Below are 15,973 nucleotides of genomic sequence, written 5' to 3' on the forward strand. Positions count from 1 at the left end.
TTTCATCACCTCTTTTTCTAAGGGATATTCGTGAACCGGTCAATTAACGTCATTTCTGATTGAAGGATGCGCTGTATAATCTGGCCAGTAGAATCAACGCCATAGACATGAATGATTGTGCTCGTCGCACTGAAAAAATCACTTTGCACTTCAAAAAAGGCAGCGTTAATCAACGGATAGATGAAGGTTCTTGTTGCTTGAGGCAAGATCTCAACTAAATCATGACCAATAGGAACCCGTGCTAGTTGTGCAGTATCCCATCTGAATACTTCCAGTTCAACATTAACAGGAGCATTAAGTGAGTCATTAATGCAAGTGACAATAATCTGCGTAGACTGGATCGGGCCTGAAGGCGGATTGTAGATAAATCCAGTAGAGTTCGGCAAAGAGTCACACTCCTTTCGCACCATATACTCCACTATACTTTCCGTTAAGCTTGTGTTATGCACACTCTATGTTTTCTCGTATTGGAACAATATGAAAATTTTGTTATGATAGATTTGGCTAATTCCTATGATCAATAAACTTGCCAAATTTAATTAATAGACTTGTAGAACCATAATGCTGAGTCGAATTCAAATCAATGATATGTGTTCCTAATAATTCATTTGAGCATACGAAAACAACCACACCTGGAGGTAAGCATATTCATGTTCATGCAACGTACTGGAAAAATCGCTGTTACAGCATTGCTGACTCTGTCCATGATGGGCAGCGTACCCGCAACCCATGCCGATAAACTTCTTGCCGCTCCCGCCATTTCCGTTCAATTGGATCATGTACCCTTAACGTTCGATGCAGCACCGCGTATTGATCAAGGGGTAACGTATGTTCCTTTCCGTACAGTCGGAGAAGCTCTTGGCATCGATATTAACTGGAACAGCAAAACACAGACCGTAACTGCGGTGAGTACATTGAAAGGAAAAACAACGAAGGTTGTGCTTCAGGTGGGAAGTAAAACAGCCACTGTAAATGGTACCAAAGTGCAGCTTGCTGCTGCCCCTGTGCAGCGTGAAGGACGTGTGCTCATTCCGCTCAGCTCGTTCAGTAGCCAGTTCGGTGTACGTACTGGATGGAATCAGGCTACACGAACCGTCTCTATGGTGTCACCTCAGCGTGAGATGCACCTTCGGGCATTCTATGCCGTGAGATCATACCACGAGATTGATCTGTTACCCTCTATGAATTCGGTTGCTTTTGGCTGGAGCCGGATTGACCGGGATGGTGAGTTTACACTGGAAGGCAAAGAATATCAGATTCCGCCCGCTGCTGGTGAGGTCACACCTGAATCTATCGTAGCTGGTGCCGCTGAACAGCAAATTCAGCCGAGTCTGATGGTGTATGCGCTCGATGGAAACGGAGAATTAACGAAAATGCTGAGTGACAGCACGTTACGGCAAAAATCGATGGACGGCATTCAGGCAGCTGTTCAGGAGTATGGCTTTGGCGGTGTGGTGCTTGATTTTGAGGGACTTGGCTTCAAGCTGGATGCATCCCGGCAGCAGCAATTGCTTAATCAATATGTAAAGCAGCTAAGAGAGGTGCTTCCGTCCAACATTTCCATTTCTCTGGCCCTTCCTCCACTTAATAGTGCTTATAAAGGATACGATTACAAAACACTTGCGTCCATCGCAGACGACCTTATCATTATGGCGTATCAATACAATCCTGTGGGGACCAAAGCTCAGGTGCCTGAACCGAACAGTCTGGTCGATCAAGCCATTCAGCTTGCGCTGCAGGCGGGTGCACCGAAAGAGAAGCTGCTGCTCGGTATCAATTTGAACAGTGAAACATCTTCGTCCGTGAATGACAAGCTGGGACTTGCCAAACGTTACGATCTTAAAGGAGCCGCCTTCTGGCGACTGGGCATATTCCGCTTGCACGGTTCGGGAATGGAAGACGCTATCCGTGACTCTGTTATCAAAGAGTAGAGGAACCTCTACTCGCAATCATATAAATGTAAAAGAGAATCACATGTCGCTTTGAACGTGTGATTCTCTTTTGCATGTAATATTCCTCTATTTCATTACCTTATCCACACCGCCAAATAACAGCTTGACTACTGCACTCGGTCCAGGCAAACGTGGATTAAAGAGCAGCAGGATACCAATAACCGCGCTGATTGCTGTAATCCCTCCTGCAATCCACCTGACCTTGCTCTCTTTACTATTTTTCCATTCAACATAGATGATGGTTGCTGCCAACAGCAGCACTCCAAGAACCGAGCCAAGTTTGATCATAACGCTCCCTGCCTTCCTGCATGTGTACTTCATAAAAAGGATCTATGGTTTTTTTTCGTTCTCATCGGGAATACCCTGTGGTCCGGTTGACTTGCCCGAACGCACAACCTTGGTCTTTACCTTAATCTGTACATCAAGATCAGGATAGATTTTCTCCCAGTTCTTCTCTTGCTTTTTCCACTGCTGCGGATAGAATCTTCGGAATTCAACCGCGAAATGGTACAAGTCTGCTCGCATCTCCTGCTGTGACAGATGCAGCGCAGCCTGAGCCAGTTCCTGAAGCTTTTTTCCCCACTCCTGTTCCAGCTCTTTCAGAACGGAAGGGTCTGTCAGGTCACCATCCGTTGTGTTCAGCAAAACTTCTCCCTGGGTTTCAATATTAACCAGCATTCGCCACTGGCCATTGGCGATTTTTGGCTTTAATTTTGTTTTAATGTCTAGCGGCTGGATAGAAAAAGAACCTTTGGAGGACCGGAATTCCACGGGCATAATAATGTTGTTAAGATCTTTGGCAAGCAGCAGCACACCGACTGTCATCGGTTCCGTTATGGTTCGAACATAACGATCTTTCTTGTAAAGACTTAATCCTTTAAGATAAGGTGTTGTTGCGAGTTTGTCCTTCTCATCTTCCGACGGCAGAGTCAGCATACGCGACAAAATGACCGATTCGCTGGGCCCTTCAATGGATTTTGCCAGCTCCAGCACTGTCGTTCGGGTACCGAGCCTCAAATTAGCCATCTCACGCAAAGTTTCAGCAGAACTTCTTTCCAACGGATCAAGCAAGGCCAGTATTCCTTTGGCAGACTCTGTCGTGGAAAAAACATAAGCATGCTCCCTGATCTGCGGGTATCGCAGAAAAAAGTCAATATACTCACGCAGTCCATGCTTGCCCGCATCCTCGTTAATCACAATGACTTCGCAGTGCCCCCAGAACATATTTCTCGGAACTTTACGCTGCAAACGATTCAGAGCCTCTGCGATGTTTTGACCCTCAGCTGTACGGATTAATGTCACTCCACTGGGACTTCCGCCACCCCCGGTACTATCTCCTCCACCCGCTTTTCGCGGAACGAAAATCTGAGCGGTAAGATGAACTTTGTCATTCTCGTAATCAACACCTGTAGCCATCACAATCGCCATATCGTTAATTTCAATCCGGTCCCAGCAGCCGCTTAACACTACGCAGGACAGCACAGATACGAATGTTATTAACATGCGCCATGTCCGTACGATTCCCATCATCTGATCAGTGACTCGCCTGTTTCTTGCGCACATGCGACCACCCCTTTTTCAGCCATGCCAGACCATACGTAAGGCCTGGCAGCACCAATAACACACTGATGGTATAGAGATTGGCGGAGGCTGTAATCAAGCTGGATAAACCGGCGCCTTCTGTAACTACCCAATAGGCAAAAACGATGGACAAAAGGGACAATGGCCATACCAGCGGTTTATAATCTTTCATGCCAAACCACTCTGCGGTTGCAGTAACCGAGATATACAGAAACACAGAAATCTTGACAAAGATACCAAAAATCCAGATGGCAATAATCACCGATTCAATATGCTGCAGGAAGTCCGCTATCGTAATGTATCTGGCAGCTATCATAACCGGGAAAACAAACGTATCCGTCAAATCTCCGATCAAAAACAGACAAAACACATTGGTGACGGTCATCGCGACTGTCGTCAGAATCAGAGAACCGAATAGAATGTGTACCGTTCTTTTTTTTCGATTGACATAAGGCATCAAGAAAGCAATAACGATATACTCACTGAACCATGCCCCCGGCGCCATAGCTCCTTCCAGGACAGGCAGCGGACCATTCTCCATAAACGGGAACAGCTGGGCAGGATTGAGCTCACCGATTAACAATACAAAAATTAATGCCAGAAGCACGATCACCAGCGTAACAAAAATTTGTGCAGTCCTTCCCACCACTTCAATGCCGAGTCTTACATTGATTGCACAAACGATAATCATCGTCCCCATAATCACAAACATGGGTGTTCGCGGCAGGGCATTGTTAGCAATAAATTCGCCATATTCGCGCACAACCAACCCCGTCAGATGGGGCATAAATAAAATGTATATCAGTCCTAACATCTTGCCCGGAATCTTACCAGCAATTAACACACTGGATTGAATCAGGGTCTTTCCCGGATACATCCGATGCAGTCCAAGCGATATTCCAATACTGGCAATCCCGAGTATGGCCCCAATTGCTGGTGTCATCCACATATCATGACCGGCATAATGCATCGTAATTCCGGGAACAGACAGGATTGCTGTGGCAAGGATAGCCGGGAAAATCATGAATGCCAGCTGTGTTACGGATATTTTTCCTTGATCAGGTAACATGATCTTCCCTCCTTTTCCAATCCGGTTATGAATTAACGTGTTTTATTCCACGGTGACGGGCGCCACCATACATCCTTGACTTCCTTGGACATGGTTGGTGCAAGCGGCGACAGATACGGTGTGCCAAATGAGCGCAAGCTGCTGAGGTGGATAACGATTACGATAATGCCCAGCATGACACCTATCAGTCCCAGCGTTCCTGCAAGAATCATGACCGGAAATCGCAGCAAACGAGTAGCAATGCTGGCGGCGTAACGCGGAATCATAAAGGACGCTATCCCCGTAATTGCGACAATAATGATCATCGGTGCGGATACAATACCTGCTGTGGTGGCTGCCTGACCGATAATCAAGGCGCCAACAATGCTGACAGCAGAACCGACCTGCTTGGGCAAGCGCACCCCTGCCTCACGCAGCGCCTCAAAAGCGATCTCCATAATTAGCGCCTCCACTAAAGCCGGAAAAGGAATCTCCTCTCTCGCTTTGGCGATACTGAGCAGCAGTACAGTTGGAATCATCTCCTGATGAAAGGTTGTTATCGCCACATAAGCTGATGGAAGCAAGAGCGATAACACATAGAATGTGTATCTTAGCCAACGTAGAAATACACTCATGAATGCATATTGATAGTAGTCTTCTGGAGATTGCAGCATGGAAAATAACGTTACAGGTGCAATCAAAGTAAAGGGGGTACCATCAACAAAAATGGCAAAACGACCTTCAAGCAAGTTGGAGGTAACGACATCCGGTCTTTCAGTGGCAATCATCTGTGGAAATGGAGAGTGACGCTGATCAATGATATCTTCTTCAATATACTGACTTTCCAGAATGTCTCGAACCCTAAGATTATCCAGCCTTTTCTCTACTTCCTGTACCAGCTTGAAGTCAATGGCACCCTCCACATAGGCCAGTGCAACACTTGTATTGGAGCGTTCACCTACCGTGCGAGTACGAAATTTGAGCGCTGGTGTTTTCAGTCGTTTGCGAACCAAAGAAAGATTGGTTGCCAGGGCTTCCGTAAATCCGTCTCTGGCACCCCGCACGGTGGATTCCGCTAATGGCTCTTCCGTCGAACGATTAGCTGCTTTGTAGAGCGGGTACACCGTTGCAACATTAGAACCCTCTAGTAGAAGCAGTGCTTCTCCTTCCAGGATCGCTTCAGCTGCCTGTGTTGGCGTTTCTACTGTTTTGACCGATGCCATAGGTACCTGGGCTGCTTCAATTCCAATCTCCTGAACAGGGGTTAACACCTGACGTTCCAGACGTTCCGTATCACACAGACCGAGACAGTATACACAGAGTGCCGAGACGAAGCCCGCCGTTTCGAAGGAATGAAATACGACATCTGAACAGTCAGTAAATACAGATCGCAGTGTATTTTCATCGTTTACTAGATGGCCTGTCAAAGGCAGGTCCTGATATGCAGCCTCGTTCGGCTTGCTCTTTGAATTGGCTTCTTCATTCGAATTTTGATCTTTATTTTTTTTCGTATCTGAATCTGCATCTTGGTTTGATTTTTCTTGGTCTGACGTACCTTGTTCCATCTCTTGATCTGAGCCTTGCTTCGACTCTTGTTGCGGTTCTGACTTTGAAGTCTGGTTTGTACCCTTCATGAGCTTCACCCCTTCCCACGGCATCGTCCAAGTATTCTCAGTAAAAGATATCATTTGCTTCCGTGACCACAAATATGCAGCAAACATGACAAAAAAGCCGCTCGGGGAGCGACTCTTTTCAGGTAAATCCTTTAAATTGTATGTCTGATGAGATAATAGCTATCCTTTAACAGCACCTAGTGCGACACTCCCGATAATTTGCTTCGAGAACACTGCGAACACCACGATAATCGGTAAAATAGAAATCGCCACCCCGAGATACAGCAATCCATAGTCCATGCCGTAATAGCCCTGTACAAGGGCAACCAGCACCGGAAGCGGATATTTGTCCAGCGAGAAAAACAATACGAGCGGGGTGAGGAAATTGTTCCATGATCCGATAAACGTGAAAATACCGAGTGCCGAAATGGCTGGCCCAAGGATGGGCAGCACAATCTGGTTAAATGTTCTGAATTCACTGGCACCGTCCACCCGGGATGACTCAATGATCTCGTCAGGAATGCTGCTTTCCATAAACTGTTTGATAAAAAAGACATTAAACGCATTTGCTGCCGCAGGTAAAATAATAGCCGCATAGCTGTCCAGCAGGCCAAGTGTACTGAAAAGCCGATAGACCCCGATGAGTGCCAGCTGGCCCGGAACCATCATCGTTGCGAGCAGAAACAGGAACAGACCGGTACGGCCTTTAAAATTAAACTTGGCAAATCCGTAGGCGGTCAGCGCCCCGATATACAGCGACAGCACCGTAGAGCTGCCAGCGATAAAAAAGCTGTTGGCGAAGCCGCGCCAGATGTTAATTTTGGACGCCATATTCACATAATTGTCCAGCAGATATGTGCCTGGCAGAAACGTAAAGCTGGATGCAATCGATGCATTGTTATGTGTAGAATAGATCAGCATCAGGTAGAACGGAATGACACACAATACAGCGAGGGCGATCAGAAACAGATAAATGAGGATTTTCCCCAATGTCAGCCGCTGGCGCAGAGCATGATGCTGAAGCACGGCCTCTCGCTGCGCGGCAACCTTAGCAGTTTGCATACAATCTCTCCCTCCCTATGAACGGCTCTTCCGCTTGGTCATGATAAACGATGCAACGGATAACAAAATAATGATGATAAACAGGCAGAACGCGATTGCAGCGCCGTAACCAAATCGTGTGCTCTGGAACGCAACATTATAGAGATACATAATACTGGTCATCGCAGCCCGATCCGGCCCGCCGTTGCCATTGGTCAGTGTAAACGGCTGGTCAAAAATCTGAATGCCTCCGATGATCGACGTAATGATCTGGAACAAAATAATCGGTCTGAGCATCGGCACGATAATGTGCAGGAAGATATGCTTTTTCTTCGCACCATCAATCTGGGCCGCCTCCTGCAGTGCCGGGTCAATGCCTTGCAGACCTGCCAGATAGATGACCATCGAGTAGCCAAAGTATTGAAAGAACAGAATGGATGATACAATCAGGCGCATAAACCAGGGGTCATTTTTCCAATTGATCGGGTCTTGAATCAGCCCAGTCTGAACGAGAAAGTGATTCAGTCCTCCCGACTGCCAATCAAAAATGAGGCTGACGAGCAAACCCAGCGAAGCCGCTGTAACAATGTTTGGGAAAAAATAAACTGCCCGGAAAATATCCCGTCCCTTCAGCAGCTTGTCGTTCAAAATAAAAGCCAGCACAAGCGACACTGTCAGCTGCGGCACGACCGAGACACCCCAGATGAAAAGTGTGTTGAATAGCGTTTTATAGAAAAGCGGGTCTTGAAGCACAGCAACATAATTACCAATTCCGACGAACTCTGGCGTGGTTATACCGTCAAAATTCGTGAAGCTGATATACAGCGAGTACAGAATCGGGTACAGTCCAAAGATAGCAAAGATGATAAAAAACGGAGCGATAAAATAATAGCCATAGTGGTCCTTGCGAAGTGTTTTGGCAAACATGTGCTGTCCTCCCCATGATCAACTTGGATATGACTGCTCTCATGAATCTCGTGATTGAAAGGTTGTTCTGTCATCGGAGTGCTGGTGTAACCATTGTGGTTCAACTTACTCCTACTCCACCTCTAGCTCGGGGAATCTCAGGCGCACATCACGTTTGATGCGTTTCACCACGTCCTCCTTCGTCTGGATATCACCGTTCAGATACAGCTGCAGCAGGTTTCTATAGATATCCGTATTGATGATGCCGTCATATTTGGTACGTTCGTACACCGGGACCTGCTTGGCTGCCTCCGAGAAAAATTCAAAATGCTTTTGTCCGCCAAGGTAAGCCGAGGTTAGCGTTTCTGCCAGCTCATCATTCACCACCATGTTGCTCGTAAAATAATCCTGCTCTTTCGCCAGTCCTTTCAGAAACTCATGATTAAAGTTATAAAACTCAATGAATTTCCAAGCGGCATCTTTCTTGTCACTCTTGTTGTACATCGCAATATAAGTCCCTCCTGAGCTGAAGGAGGATGGGCCGTGTGCCAAACCCCATAACCCTTCGGTATCCGGTGCATTCGCTTTGAATGTAAACTGCAGCCCCCAAGTCGCAGCGGGATAAAACATCACTTCACCTTTTTGCATAGATGCTGCGTAACCTGCACTTCCATCCTCGTATTCAGCAAGAACACGCCGCTCACGCGCCTCACGAACCAGATCAAGCACCTTCAGGTACGTGGGATCAATAACCAGCTTGCCGTCCTTCACCCAGGGAATGCCGTCATATGAGTTCGCGATACCGTTCCAGTTGGCAAGTGCATGCACCTTGTTGCCGCTCTGCTCCTGCACCTTCTCTCCGATCGCAAAAATTTTCTCCCACGAATCTATCTGTGCACTCACCTTCTCCGGGTCATCCGTCCCCAGATATTCCTTCGCCAGATCGCGGCGATAATAGATGCCTCCAGGTGTTCCCTGATAACCAATCGCTCTTACATTCCCTTCACTATCCTTCTCATTGGCCTGTACAAAAGGATATTGCTCTTTGATCAGTTCGCCCGCGTTATACGGCGGGGGTGACAGATTTTCCAGATAAGGCACATCGATCAGCTCTCTGATATTGGCGTTTTCAATCATAAATACGTCCGGGGCTTTGGAGCTGGTCTGGAGTGCTGATTTGAGCTTGGTGAGGTAAAAGTTACCCGGTATATTCACAAAATTCACCTTGATATCCGGGTACTTTTCTTCGAATTTCTCAATGGCATAGCCTGCCTCATCCGTAAAACTCCAGACCGTGATTTCCTGCTGCTTCGTATGATTCGATGCTCCCGTCTGGCAGCCTGTGAACACCATGACTGCACCTGCAAGCACCATAACCGGCATAGCCCATCGCTTAAACCATCTCTTCATAAGTACCCTCCCCAAAAAGGAAACGCTTACAATTTACTTGAGTATATGAATTTGAGCGAGAGCTTTCTCCACAAATATTGTCAATCATCCTTGATATTTTGCGATATTGGACCGATGACGCTTGCGGAATTCGGAAGGTGTACAGTTATTGTATTTTTTAAAAAGACGATTATAAGAGTTCACATTGTTAAATCCGTGACTGATCGCGATCTCCAGAATGGAGTCTTGACGGAACAGCAGTGCCCATTCGGACTTGATAATGCGAAAATGATTCAAATATTCCATCAGCGTGATGCCCTTGATCTCTTTGAACAGCTTGCAGATATGGAACTTGCTGAACTTCATATGCTCTGCCACCTGCTCCAGCTTGATCGGCTCGGCGTAATGCTCCTCCAGATATTCGCAGACCGCTTCAAGAAACTCGAACTTTTTGGATGGTAATCCGCAGGGCAGGCATGGTGCTGTATTGTTCGCATCAGCCGGAGGTGCTGTACGGAGCAGCAGTACGATCAGATCGTACAACCGGGATACCATGAGCCAGCGGTAACCGGGTCTCTGATTTTTTTTCTCGGCAGCAATTGCTTCTACATACGGTCCCGGATTGCCCTGACTGCTGGCTGGAATTACAGTCGTTTGATTAAAAAGTGCCCCCAGCTCCTGCATCTCCACTTCACTTGTAAAGCTTCCGGTCAATAGTTCAAGCCGAAACAGCAAAATCGTCAAGCGTTCGGTTCCCGGCAAAAAATAGTGTACATCCCCCGGCTTGATCAGTAGCATATCTCCTTGGCCCAGCTCCAGAATCTGCTCGTTCACGCCAATCCGTGCCTTCTTTCCATTCACGACCACAAGCTCTACCTCATCATGCCAATGTGCGGCATAATTGAATTGTGCACCTGTATAAATTAACCGAATGGGAAACCCGTCGGCCATGTGACCTGTTTCCAGAAAAGTAGGTACGCCCATATGCTTCGCCTCCTCATTTTTCCACACACATCTGCCTTATGTTTCTATTCATATGCCTGAATGTACTCACCCTGCTCTCCTATTCTAACTAAAATTGGGCTGCATATCCAAATCAACTGATTCAAGCTCTCTGGTTAGGGCTTTGCCATACAGACGTGATAATATAAGCAGTGAACATCTAAGAATCGGAGTGGTAAACATGAAATTTAGCGAATTTAAAGTGGGACAGCGTTACGAGACGGCGTCGGTTACTCTGAGCAAAGAGGATATTATGCGTTTCGCGGAGATGTACGACCCGCAGTATATGCATCTTGATGAGGAAAAAGCGAAAAAGGGACGTTTCGGCGGGCTGATTGCCTCGGGGATGCAGACGCTGAATGTATCGTTCAGGCTGTGGATTGATGTGGGCATCTATGGTGAACATATCATTGCCGGCACAGGCATGAATCAGCTTCAATTTCTCAAGCCTGTATATCCGGGGGATGAGCTGCATGTGATCGCCGAGGTGATTGAACTACGTCCCAGACGAGCAGGCAATGGCACAGTAACCGTGCTGCTGAGCACCTACAATCAGAAGGGACAGAACGTATTTCGGGCAGAGCTGAGTGCACTGGTTGATAATTAAGAGGCAGCAGCTTGATCGCATTGACATGCAGTGCTGCATATTCGTCCCCGCCGTGAATCACTGTATGTTCATATGTGCTGAACAGCAAAAAAGCCGCCAGCGGGCGGCTTTCGTCATGCTTTTTGTTTTTACGAGAACGAACCTCGCAATACTTGTCCAAGAATCTCGACACCTTTGACAATCTGCTCGTCAGACGGTGTCGAGAAATTGAGTCTTATCGCATTGCAAGGGTCCTGCTCATTCACCAGAAATGCATTGCCTGGCACAACAGCCACCCCTTGCGAAGCCGCAGTTTTGGCATATTCCACCATCGGCACATGTGCAGGAAGATCACACCACAGGAACAGTCCGCCATCGGGGCGTGTATAGGTCACGGCGTCACCCATATGCTCCTGCAGCTTCTCCATCATCAAGGTCGCCTTTCTCCGATAAACCTCGCGAATAAGCTGGATATGACCGGCATAATCATATTCTGTCATGAAGCGATGCGCCAAAATCTGCGGAAGCATAGCCGTATGTACATCCTCGCCCTGCTTGGCAACAACCATTTTCTCCACCACTTCATGCGGGGCTTGAACAAAACCAACGCGCAGACCCGCTGACAGGATTTTGGAGAAGGAGCCTACATAGATTACGATTCCCTCTTCATCCATTGACTTGATGGTTGGCACGTCCTCACCGCTGAATCGAAGCTCGCCATATGGATTATCCTCCAGAATCAACACGCCATATTTCTTCGCCAGCTCATAGATCGCTTTGCGTTTCTCCAGACTGGTCGTTACGCCTGTTGGATTCTGAAAGCTTGGAATCACATAGATCATTTTCACATTCGGCTCCGTTTGCAGCGCATGCTCCAGCTTCTCAATGTCCATACCGTCCATCTCCATCGGCACACCTGCCAGCTTCGCACCGGAAGCCCGGAAGGAGTTCAAGGAGCCGATAAAACTTGGACTTTCACAGATAATCGTGTCTCCTTCATTACACAGCACTTTACATGCAAGCTCAATTCCCTGTTGTGCACCTGACACAATAAAGAGCTGGTCAGACGGCTTGCCTGTGTTAAAATTACGCTCCAGATGCTGCTGGAGTGCTTCGCGCAGCGGCACATAACCTTCGGTAATGCCATACTGCAGCGCGGTAACCGGGTCTTGCTCCAGAATCGCTTGGGTGAAGCTGCGGATCGCTTCAATCGGAAATGTTTCCGGTGCGGGGTTGCCCGCTGAGAACGGAATGACATTTTGACCTGAAGAGGCCTTCAAAATTTCACGAATAATGGACGGCTGCAATGACGCAATCCGGTTGGAAAAGGTATAATTCATCTTCATTAACATCCTCTCGGCATCTGATCTGTTCTCTGTCTTCTGTCTCTCCATGATACATCAGACTCTATTATACGAGTATTTTTCGATTTGCTAAACAGTCATGTACTCGTTTGGGTGCTTTTTTTGTCACCCTTGCAATGAATACAGCAAAAAAGCCGCCTCACGGCAGCTTGATTATCTCATCTCAGAGCCTCTACTGCTTTAGTCCAAACGCTCTTCTCATCTCATGCCGGACAATCTCGTGGCCTTCACCACATATGACGCAAGCCCCGGGAACATTCGAGCGAGAGCTGGATAGAAACGATTGGTTCTGGCAAAAGCAAGCTGTTGAATCGTTCTGGCTCTGCGCAGCAGTGGAGCAAATTCACGGTTCGCCTCTCGTGTATACTCGCTTTGCCAAGCGTCATAGTGTAACTCGTCTTTCAAATATGAATCTGTCCACCGTGCGCATAGAATAGCGGAACGAAGAGCGATTGACATGCCGTCGCCACATAACGGTGGAATCACCAGCATTGCATCGCCAATATGCGGATAACTGGACCATGGTTCGGGCACATTGGACAGCTGTAACGGAGCAACGGATACCTGCGTTCCCTGAACCGTCCTGCCTTCGGATAAGCGGGCGGCAAGCCTGGTATTGGTAAGAGCCGCTGCCTGAATAATCTCAGGCACGGACTTGCCGCTCCCCTGCACCGAATCCAGTGTCAGCAGCGCAGCTACATTCACGGTGTCATTTTCAATCGGAGATATCCCTACATAACCTCCATTGCAAAAATAAAGCTCTACCCTCGCCGGAATGCGGATGCCCCTGTAATGAGACTTCACACCGACATATATCGTTTCATCCCGCAGTCCTTCCCCGCTCTCTGTTCCCCGCAGCTTTTTGCTGCCGTGGGCCCCGATAACAGCCTTTGCTTGGTAACGTATATATTCGTCGCCTTGCTTGACCTCAACTTCATACTTTTTGTTTTCAAGCTGCCGGATGGCGATAATGTTCGCTTTGGTAATGATGTTGGCCCCGGCTTCCCGCGCCTGTTTATGCAAATGCTGATCCAGCACATATCTGCTTATGCCATATGCTGTTCCAGGCAAAGGCGCTTCGATCTCACCGCCATCCGGCAGTATAATGCTGGCATGATCCATAAGACCAGTTGTCTTCTCGCAATCCAGCAAATCGACACCCAAGTGCTCCAGCATCTCCCTTGTTTCTGGTGACATAAACTCGCCGCACGTTTTATGCCGGGGAAACTGCTGCCGATCCAGCAGCAGCGTCCGATGGCCCTGCCGTGCAAGCTCGATGGAGCAGGCACTTCCTGCAATGCCTGCTCCAATAACGATGACATCTGTTGATCTTGTCATGTTATTGCCCCTCCCTGCTGAGGGATGACAACAGAAAAGCGAAATAACGGCTTCCATTCATAGGTCATTGTCTCATGATTCAAGCGCTGCCTGAGTTCCTGCCAGTCCTGACGGGTAAAGCCCTTCGCTACCGAAAGCGGTCCATCATGCCGGATATAACGGTTGCGCGAGATTAACCGGGTTGTAATCCACACAGCCTTATAAGACACCGTATGACGATGAATATCGTTGATTACTACACCATACCGTGATGTCCGCAGCATATGGCCCACCATGTTCACGAGCTGCTCTCCTTCAAAATGATGAATAAATTGCGAGCCTGTCACAATATCCGCCGACGCATCTGGCAGCGTCGTTAAATCAGCACGCTGTACTCGAACACGCGGTTCGTTCTGAAACAGCTGCCGGGCTTCCTGACATGCTTCCTCTGTCATATCCACTAACGTAATGTGCATATCAATGCCTTGTTTCTTTGCCCATTTCAGCAGCCTCTGATTCACATCTCCCGAACCAGCACCCACATCCATAAGGGTCAGCTTATCCGGCTTGCCGATGGACTCCCACAGCTTGGCTACGCCGGACACTGTCGGACCAGACGCAGCAAACAGCTTATTCAGGCGTCTCAGATGTCGCAGCGCTTCATGCAGTTCTTCTCCACCCATTGTGAAATCATCCATCAGCTCTTCTTCCTTGGCCCGACTATGCAGCGTTCTAAAAAAAGACATGATTCTGCTCCTCCGCTGCCAACGACAAGGACGGGATATATGTGAATTTCATTAATTCGGCTGTAAGTCCAGGGCCAAAAGCCATCGCCACGCCTGTCGTTGTAGACTGTTCACGAACTTTCATATCCATACGCATCGCCTGAAGCACAAACAGGATCGTATTCGAAGACAAGTTGCCGTAATCTCTCAAAATATCGCGGCTGTACTTCGTTTGCTCCTGCTTCAGCTTCATCACTTCCTGGACAGAGTCTACGATCCCGCGTCCACCCGGATGGATCGCCCACAGCTCCGGGAGCTGTTCATGCTGCAGAAGCCGCCGCAGCTCCTCTTCCAGATGTAAACCAAGCAGCTTGGGTATTCGTGGTGACAGATGCAGATCATATCCGTAATCTGCCACCTTCCAGGTCATATCTTGCGTCGAGTCGGGCAGCAGTACCGAATATCCAGTGCCCAGACTCAAATAATCTGTATGCTGTGCTTCAGGCCTGCCGACAATAGAGGCGGAGGCTGCATCCCCAAAGAAAGATGCCGCGAACAACGCTTCCCGATCCTGTACCGGCTGGAAATGAAGAGAGCATAATTCCACGCAGACCACCAGCACTTGAGAGCCGGGTGTACCCTGCACAACATCACGAGCCATCTGAATTGCTTTTAAGCCGGCAGCACAGCCCTGAAAAATCAACGGCAGGCGATTCACTCGGGCCGAGAGACCCAGACTACGAATCAAATCCACATCCAACCCCGGCAAATATTGACCCGTACAGCTGACCGAAATTAAATGGGTGATGCTTGCGGGTGATGCTCCTGCATCCAGCATCGCTTGCTCCGCAGCCTTGAGCGCCAGAGGAAGAGCCTCCCGCTGGAAGGTGTCCATTCTCTCCTTGGTAGTAGGGATATCACTGGGTTCACCAGATGCAATAGGTAAATAGCGGCATTCCTCAAGCGGTCCGAGATAACTCGGTTCCACCGTATATCGTGTCTCTACCCCGCAGGATCTGAAGATCCGCTTGGCAAATCGGGCCAACTCCGGGCGATCGTGCACCGAGGCGGCGATAAGCTCTGTAATTTCAGCCTGATCTACAACATGTACAGGTAAAGCAGTCCCCATACCAAGAATGGCAGCATCACTATGAAGGTGTTTCAAATTTGAATTCATACGAACCTCCTGTTTCGGGATAGGATCACCTCTGGTTAAAACCTCTTACCCTTTATGAAAAGGCAGGAATCCCCAAAAATAATATTGATCCATACAAAATTAAGCACGCGCGGTTTCTCGTAGATTGCTGATTGCCCGGATTTATATATTTTATTAACCCTTGTGCTCACTCAGAAGCCCGCTTCAGGAATTTGTACGTTCATATAAAAAAAAAAACACCTTCCAGGATACAGGAGAACCACGCTTTACACATGGGACTGTGATCTGTAGAA

General features: G+C 48.1%; 15 protein-coding genes. 2 read left to right on the top strand and 13 right to left on the bottom strand.

Annotated elements, in window-relative coordinates:
* Positions 1-17 precede the first annotated feature (17 nt).
* Positions 18-386, bottom strand: a complete 369-nt coding sequence (locus tag ACQSGY_RS03835; protein WP_427050729.1) for a hypothetical protein — start codon at positions 384-386, stop codon at positions 18-20.
* Positions 387-650: 264 nt separating this feature from the next.
* Between ACQSGY_RS03835 and ACQSGY_RS03840 the strand changes: the two genes are divergently transcribed.
* The gene (locus ACQSGY_RS03840; protein ID WP_427050730.1) at positions 651-1,931 is read left to right on the top strand and encodes a stalk domain-containing protein; all 1,281 of its coding nucleotides are present in this window, start codon (positions 651-653) and stop codon (positions 1,929-1,931) included.
* An 87-nt stretch (positions 1,932-2,018) separates the two neighbouring features.
* Here ACQSGY_RS03840 and ACQSGY_RS03845 read toward each other — a convergent pair whose 3' ends face one another.
* The 8 genes from ACQSGY_RS03845 to ACQSGY_RS03880 form a co-directional block, all read right to left on the bottom strand.
* Positions 2,019-2,240, bottom strand: a complete 222-nt coding sequence (locus ACQSGY_RS03845) for a hypothetical protein (protein ID WP_216513842.1) — start codon at positions 2,238-2,240, stop codon at positions 2,019-2,021.
* 42 nt (positions 2,241-2,282) lie between these two features.
* A complete protein-coding gene (locus ACQSGY_RS03850) occupies positions 2,283-3,482 on the bottom strand; it encodes a Ger(x)C family spore germination protein (RefSeq protein ID WP_427050731.1) in 1,200 nt (399 codons plus the stop codon).
* 4 nt (positions 3,483-3,486) lie between these two features.
* Complete coding sequence (locus ACQSGY_RS03855; protein ID WP_289373089.1) at positions 3,487-4,602, bottom strand: GerAB/ArcD/ProY family transporter; 1,116 nt, start codon at positions 4,600-4,602, stop codon at positions 3,487-3,489.
* Positions 4,603-4,634: 32 nt separating this feature from the next.
* Positions 4,635-6,215: a spore germination protein gene (locus tag ACQSGY_RS03860; protein ID WP_427050732.1), complete on the bottom strand. Its 1,581-nt coding sequence runs from the start codon at positions 6,213-6,215 to the stop codon at positions 4,635-4,637.
* 159 nt (positions 6,216-6,374) lie between these two features.
* On the bottom strand, positions 6,375-7,256 hold the full coding sequence (locus ACQSGY_RS03865; protein WP_184181410.1) for a carbohydrate ABC transporter permease: 882 nt from the start codon (positions 7,254-7,256) through the stop codon (positions 6,375-6,377).
* 15 nt (positions 7,257-7,271) lie between these two features.
* Positions 7,272-8,162 (bottom strand): carbohydrate ABC transporter permease, encoded by an 891-nt coding sequence (locus ACQSGY_RS03870; protein WP_111271208.1) that lies wholly within the window; start codon positions 8,160-8,162, stop codon positions 7,272-7,274.
* Positions 8,163-8,273: 111 nt separating this feature from the next.
* Complete coding sequence (locus tag ACQSGY_RS03875) at positions 8,274-9,551, bottom strand: ABC transporter substrate-binding protein (protein WP_248061836.1); 1,278 nt, start codon at positions 9,549-9,551, stop codon at positions 8,274-8,276.
* An 84-nt stretch (positions 9,552-9,635) separates the two neighbouring features.
* Complete coding sequence (locus ACQSGY_RS03880; RefSeq protein ID WP_427050733.1) at positions 9,636-10,514, bottom strand: AraC family transcriptional regulator; 879 nt, start codon at positions 10,512-10,514, stop codon at positions 9,636-9,638.
* A 199-nt stretch (positions 10,515-10,713) separates the two neighbouring features.
* On the opposite strand from ACQSGY_RS03880, the gene ACQSGY_RS03885 reads away from it, so the two are divergent.
* Positions 10,714-11,139, top strand: coding sequence for a MaoC family dehydratase (locus ACQSGY_RS03885; protein ID WP_216513836.1), 426 nt, complete (start codon positions 10,714-10,716; stop codon positions 11,137-11,139).
* Positions 11,140-11,267: 128 nt separating this feature from the next.
* Here the strand turns inward: ACQSGY_RS03885 and ACQSGY_RS03890 are convergent, their stop codons facing one another.
* From ACQSGY_RS03890 to ACQSGY_RS03905, 4 genes are all read right to left on the bottom strand, one after another.
* A complete protein-coding gene (locus ACQSGY_RS03890) occupies positions 11,268-12,458 on the bottom strand; it encodes a PLP-dependent aminotransferase family protein (protein WP_427050734.1) in 1,191 nt (396 codons plus the stop codon).
* Positions 12,459-12,680: 222 nt separating this feature from the next.
* Positions 12,681-13,820, bottom strand: a complete 1,140-nt coding sequence (locus tag ACQSGY_RS03895; protein WP_427050735.1) for an NAD(P)/FAD-dependent oxidoreductase — start codon at positions 13,818-13,820, stop codon at positions 12,681-12,683.
* Positions 13,817-14,545, bottom strand: a complete 729-nt coding sequence (locus tag ACQSGY_RS03900; RefSeq protein WP_427050736.1) for an SAM-dependent methyltransferase — start codon at positions 14,543-14,545, stop codon at positions 13,817-13,819. The genes ACQSGY_RS03895 and ACQSGY_RS03900 overlap by 4 nt, the downstream gene beginning before the upstream one ends.
* Positions 14,532-15,701, bottom strand: a complete 1,170-nt coding sequence (locus ACQSGY_RS03905; protein ID WP_427050737.1) for a type III polyketide synthase — start codon at positions 15,699-15,701, stop codon at positions 14,532-14,534. Before ACQSGY_RS03905 ends, ACQSGY_RS03900 begins: the two co-directional genes overlap by 14 nt.
* Positions 15,702-15,973: the final 272 nt, after the last annotated feature.

The sequence above is a fragment of the Paenibacillus sp. TC-CSREp1 genome (genome assembly GCF_050171015.1).
Classification (GTDB): Bacteria; Bacillota; Bacilli; order Paenibacillales; family Paenibacillaceae; genus Paenibacillus; species Paenibacillus silvae.

Coding starts and splice junctions, on each gene's coding strand:
- ACQSGY_RS03875 (WP_248061836.1), bottom strand. CDS start 9,551: ATGAAGAGATGGTTTAAGCGATGGGCTATGCCGGTTATGGTGCTTGCA.
- ACQSGY_RS03860 (WP_427050732.1), bottom strand. CDS start 6,215: ATGAAGGGTACAAACCAGACTTCAAAGTCAGAACCGCAACAAGAGTCG.
- ACQSGY_RS03905 (WP_427050737.1), bottom strand. CDS start 15,701: ATGAATTCAAATTTGAAACACCTTCATAGTGATGCTGCCATTCTTGGT.
- ACQSGY_RS03845 (WP_216513842.1), bottom strand. CDS start 2,240: ATGATCAAACTTGGCTCGGTTCTTGGAGTGCTGCTGTTGGCAGCAACC.
- ACQSGY_RS03885 (WP_216513836.1), top strand. CDS start 10,714: ATGAAATTTAGCGAATTTAAAGTGGGACAGCGTTACGAGACGGCGTCG.
- ACQSGY_RS03900 (WP_427050736.1), bottom strand. CDS start 14,545: ATGTCTTTTTTTAGAACGCTGCATAGTCGGGCCAAGGAAGAAGAGCTG.
- ACQSGY_RS03865 (WP_184181410.1), bottom strand. CDS start 7,256: ATGCAAACTGCTAAGGTTGCCGCGCAGCGAGAGGCCGTGCTTCAGCAT.
- ACQSGY_RS03855 (WP_289373089.1), bottom strand. CDS start 4,602: ATGTTACCTGATCAAGGAAAAATATCCGTAACACAGCTGGCATTCATG.
- ACQSGY_RS03840 (WP_427050730.1), top strand. CDS start 651: ATGTTCATGCAACGTACTGGAAAAATCGCTGTTACAGCATTGCTGACT.
- ACQSGY_RS03890 (WP_427050734.1), bottom strand. CDS start 12,458: ATGAATTATACCTTTTCCAACCGGATTGCGTCATTGCAGCCGTCCATT.
- ACQSGY_RS03895 (WP_427050735.1), bottom strand. CDS start 13,820: ATGACAAGATCAACAGATGTCATCGTTATTGGAGCAGGCATTGCAGGA.
- ACQSGY_RS03850 (WP_427050731.1), bottom strand. CDS start 3,482: ATGATGGGAATCGTACGGACATGGCGCATGTTAATAACATTCGTATCT.
- ACQSGY_RS03880 (WP_427050733.1), bottom strand. CDS start 10,514: ATGGGCGTACCTACTTTTCTGGAAACAGGTCACATGGCCGACGGGTTT.
- ACQSGY_RS03870 (WP_111271208.1), bottom strand. CDS start 8,162: ATGTTTGCCAAAACACTTCGCAAGGACCACTATGGCTATTATTTTATC.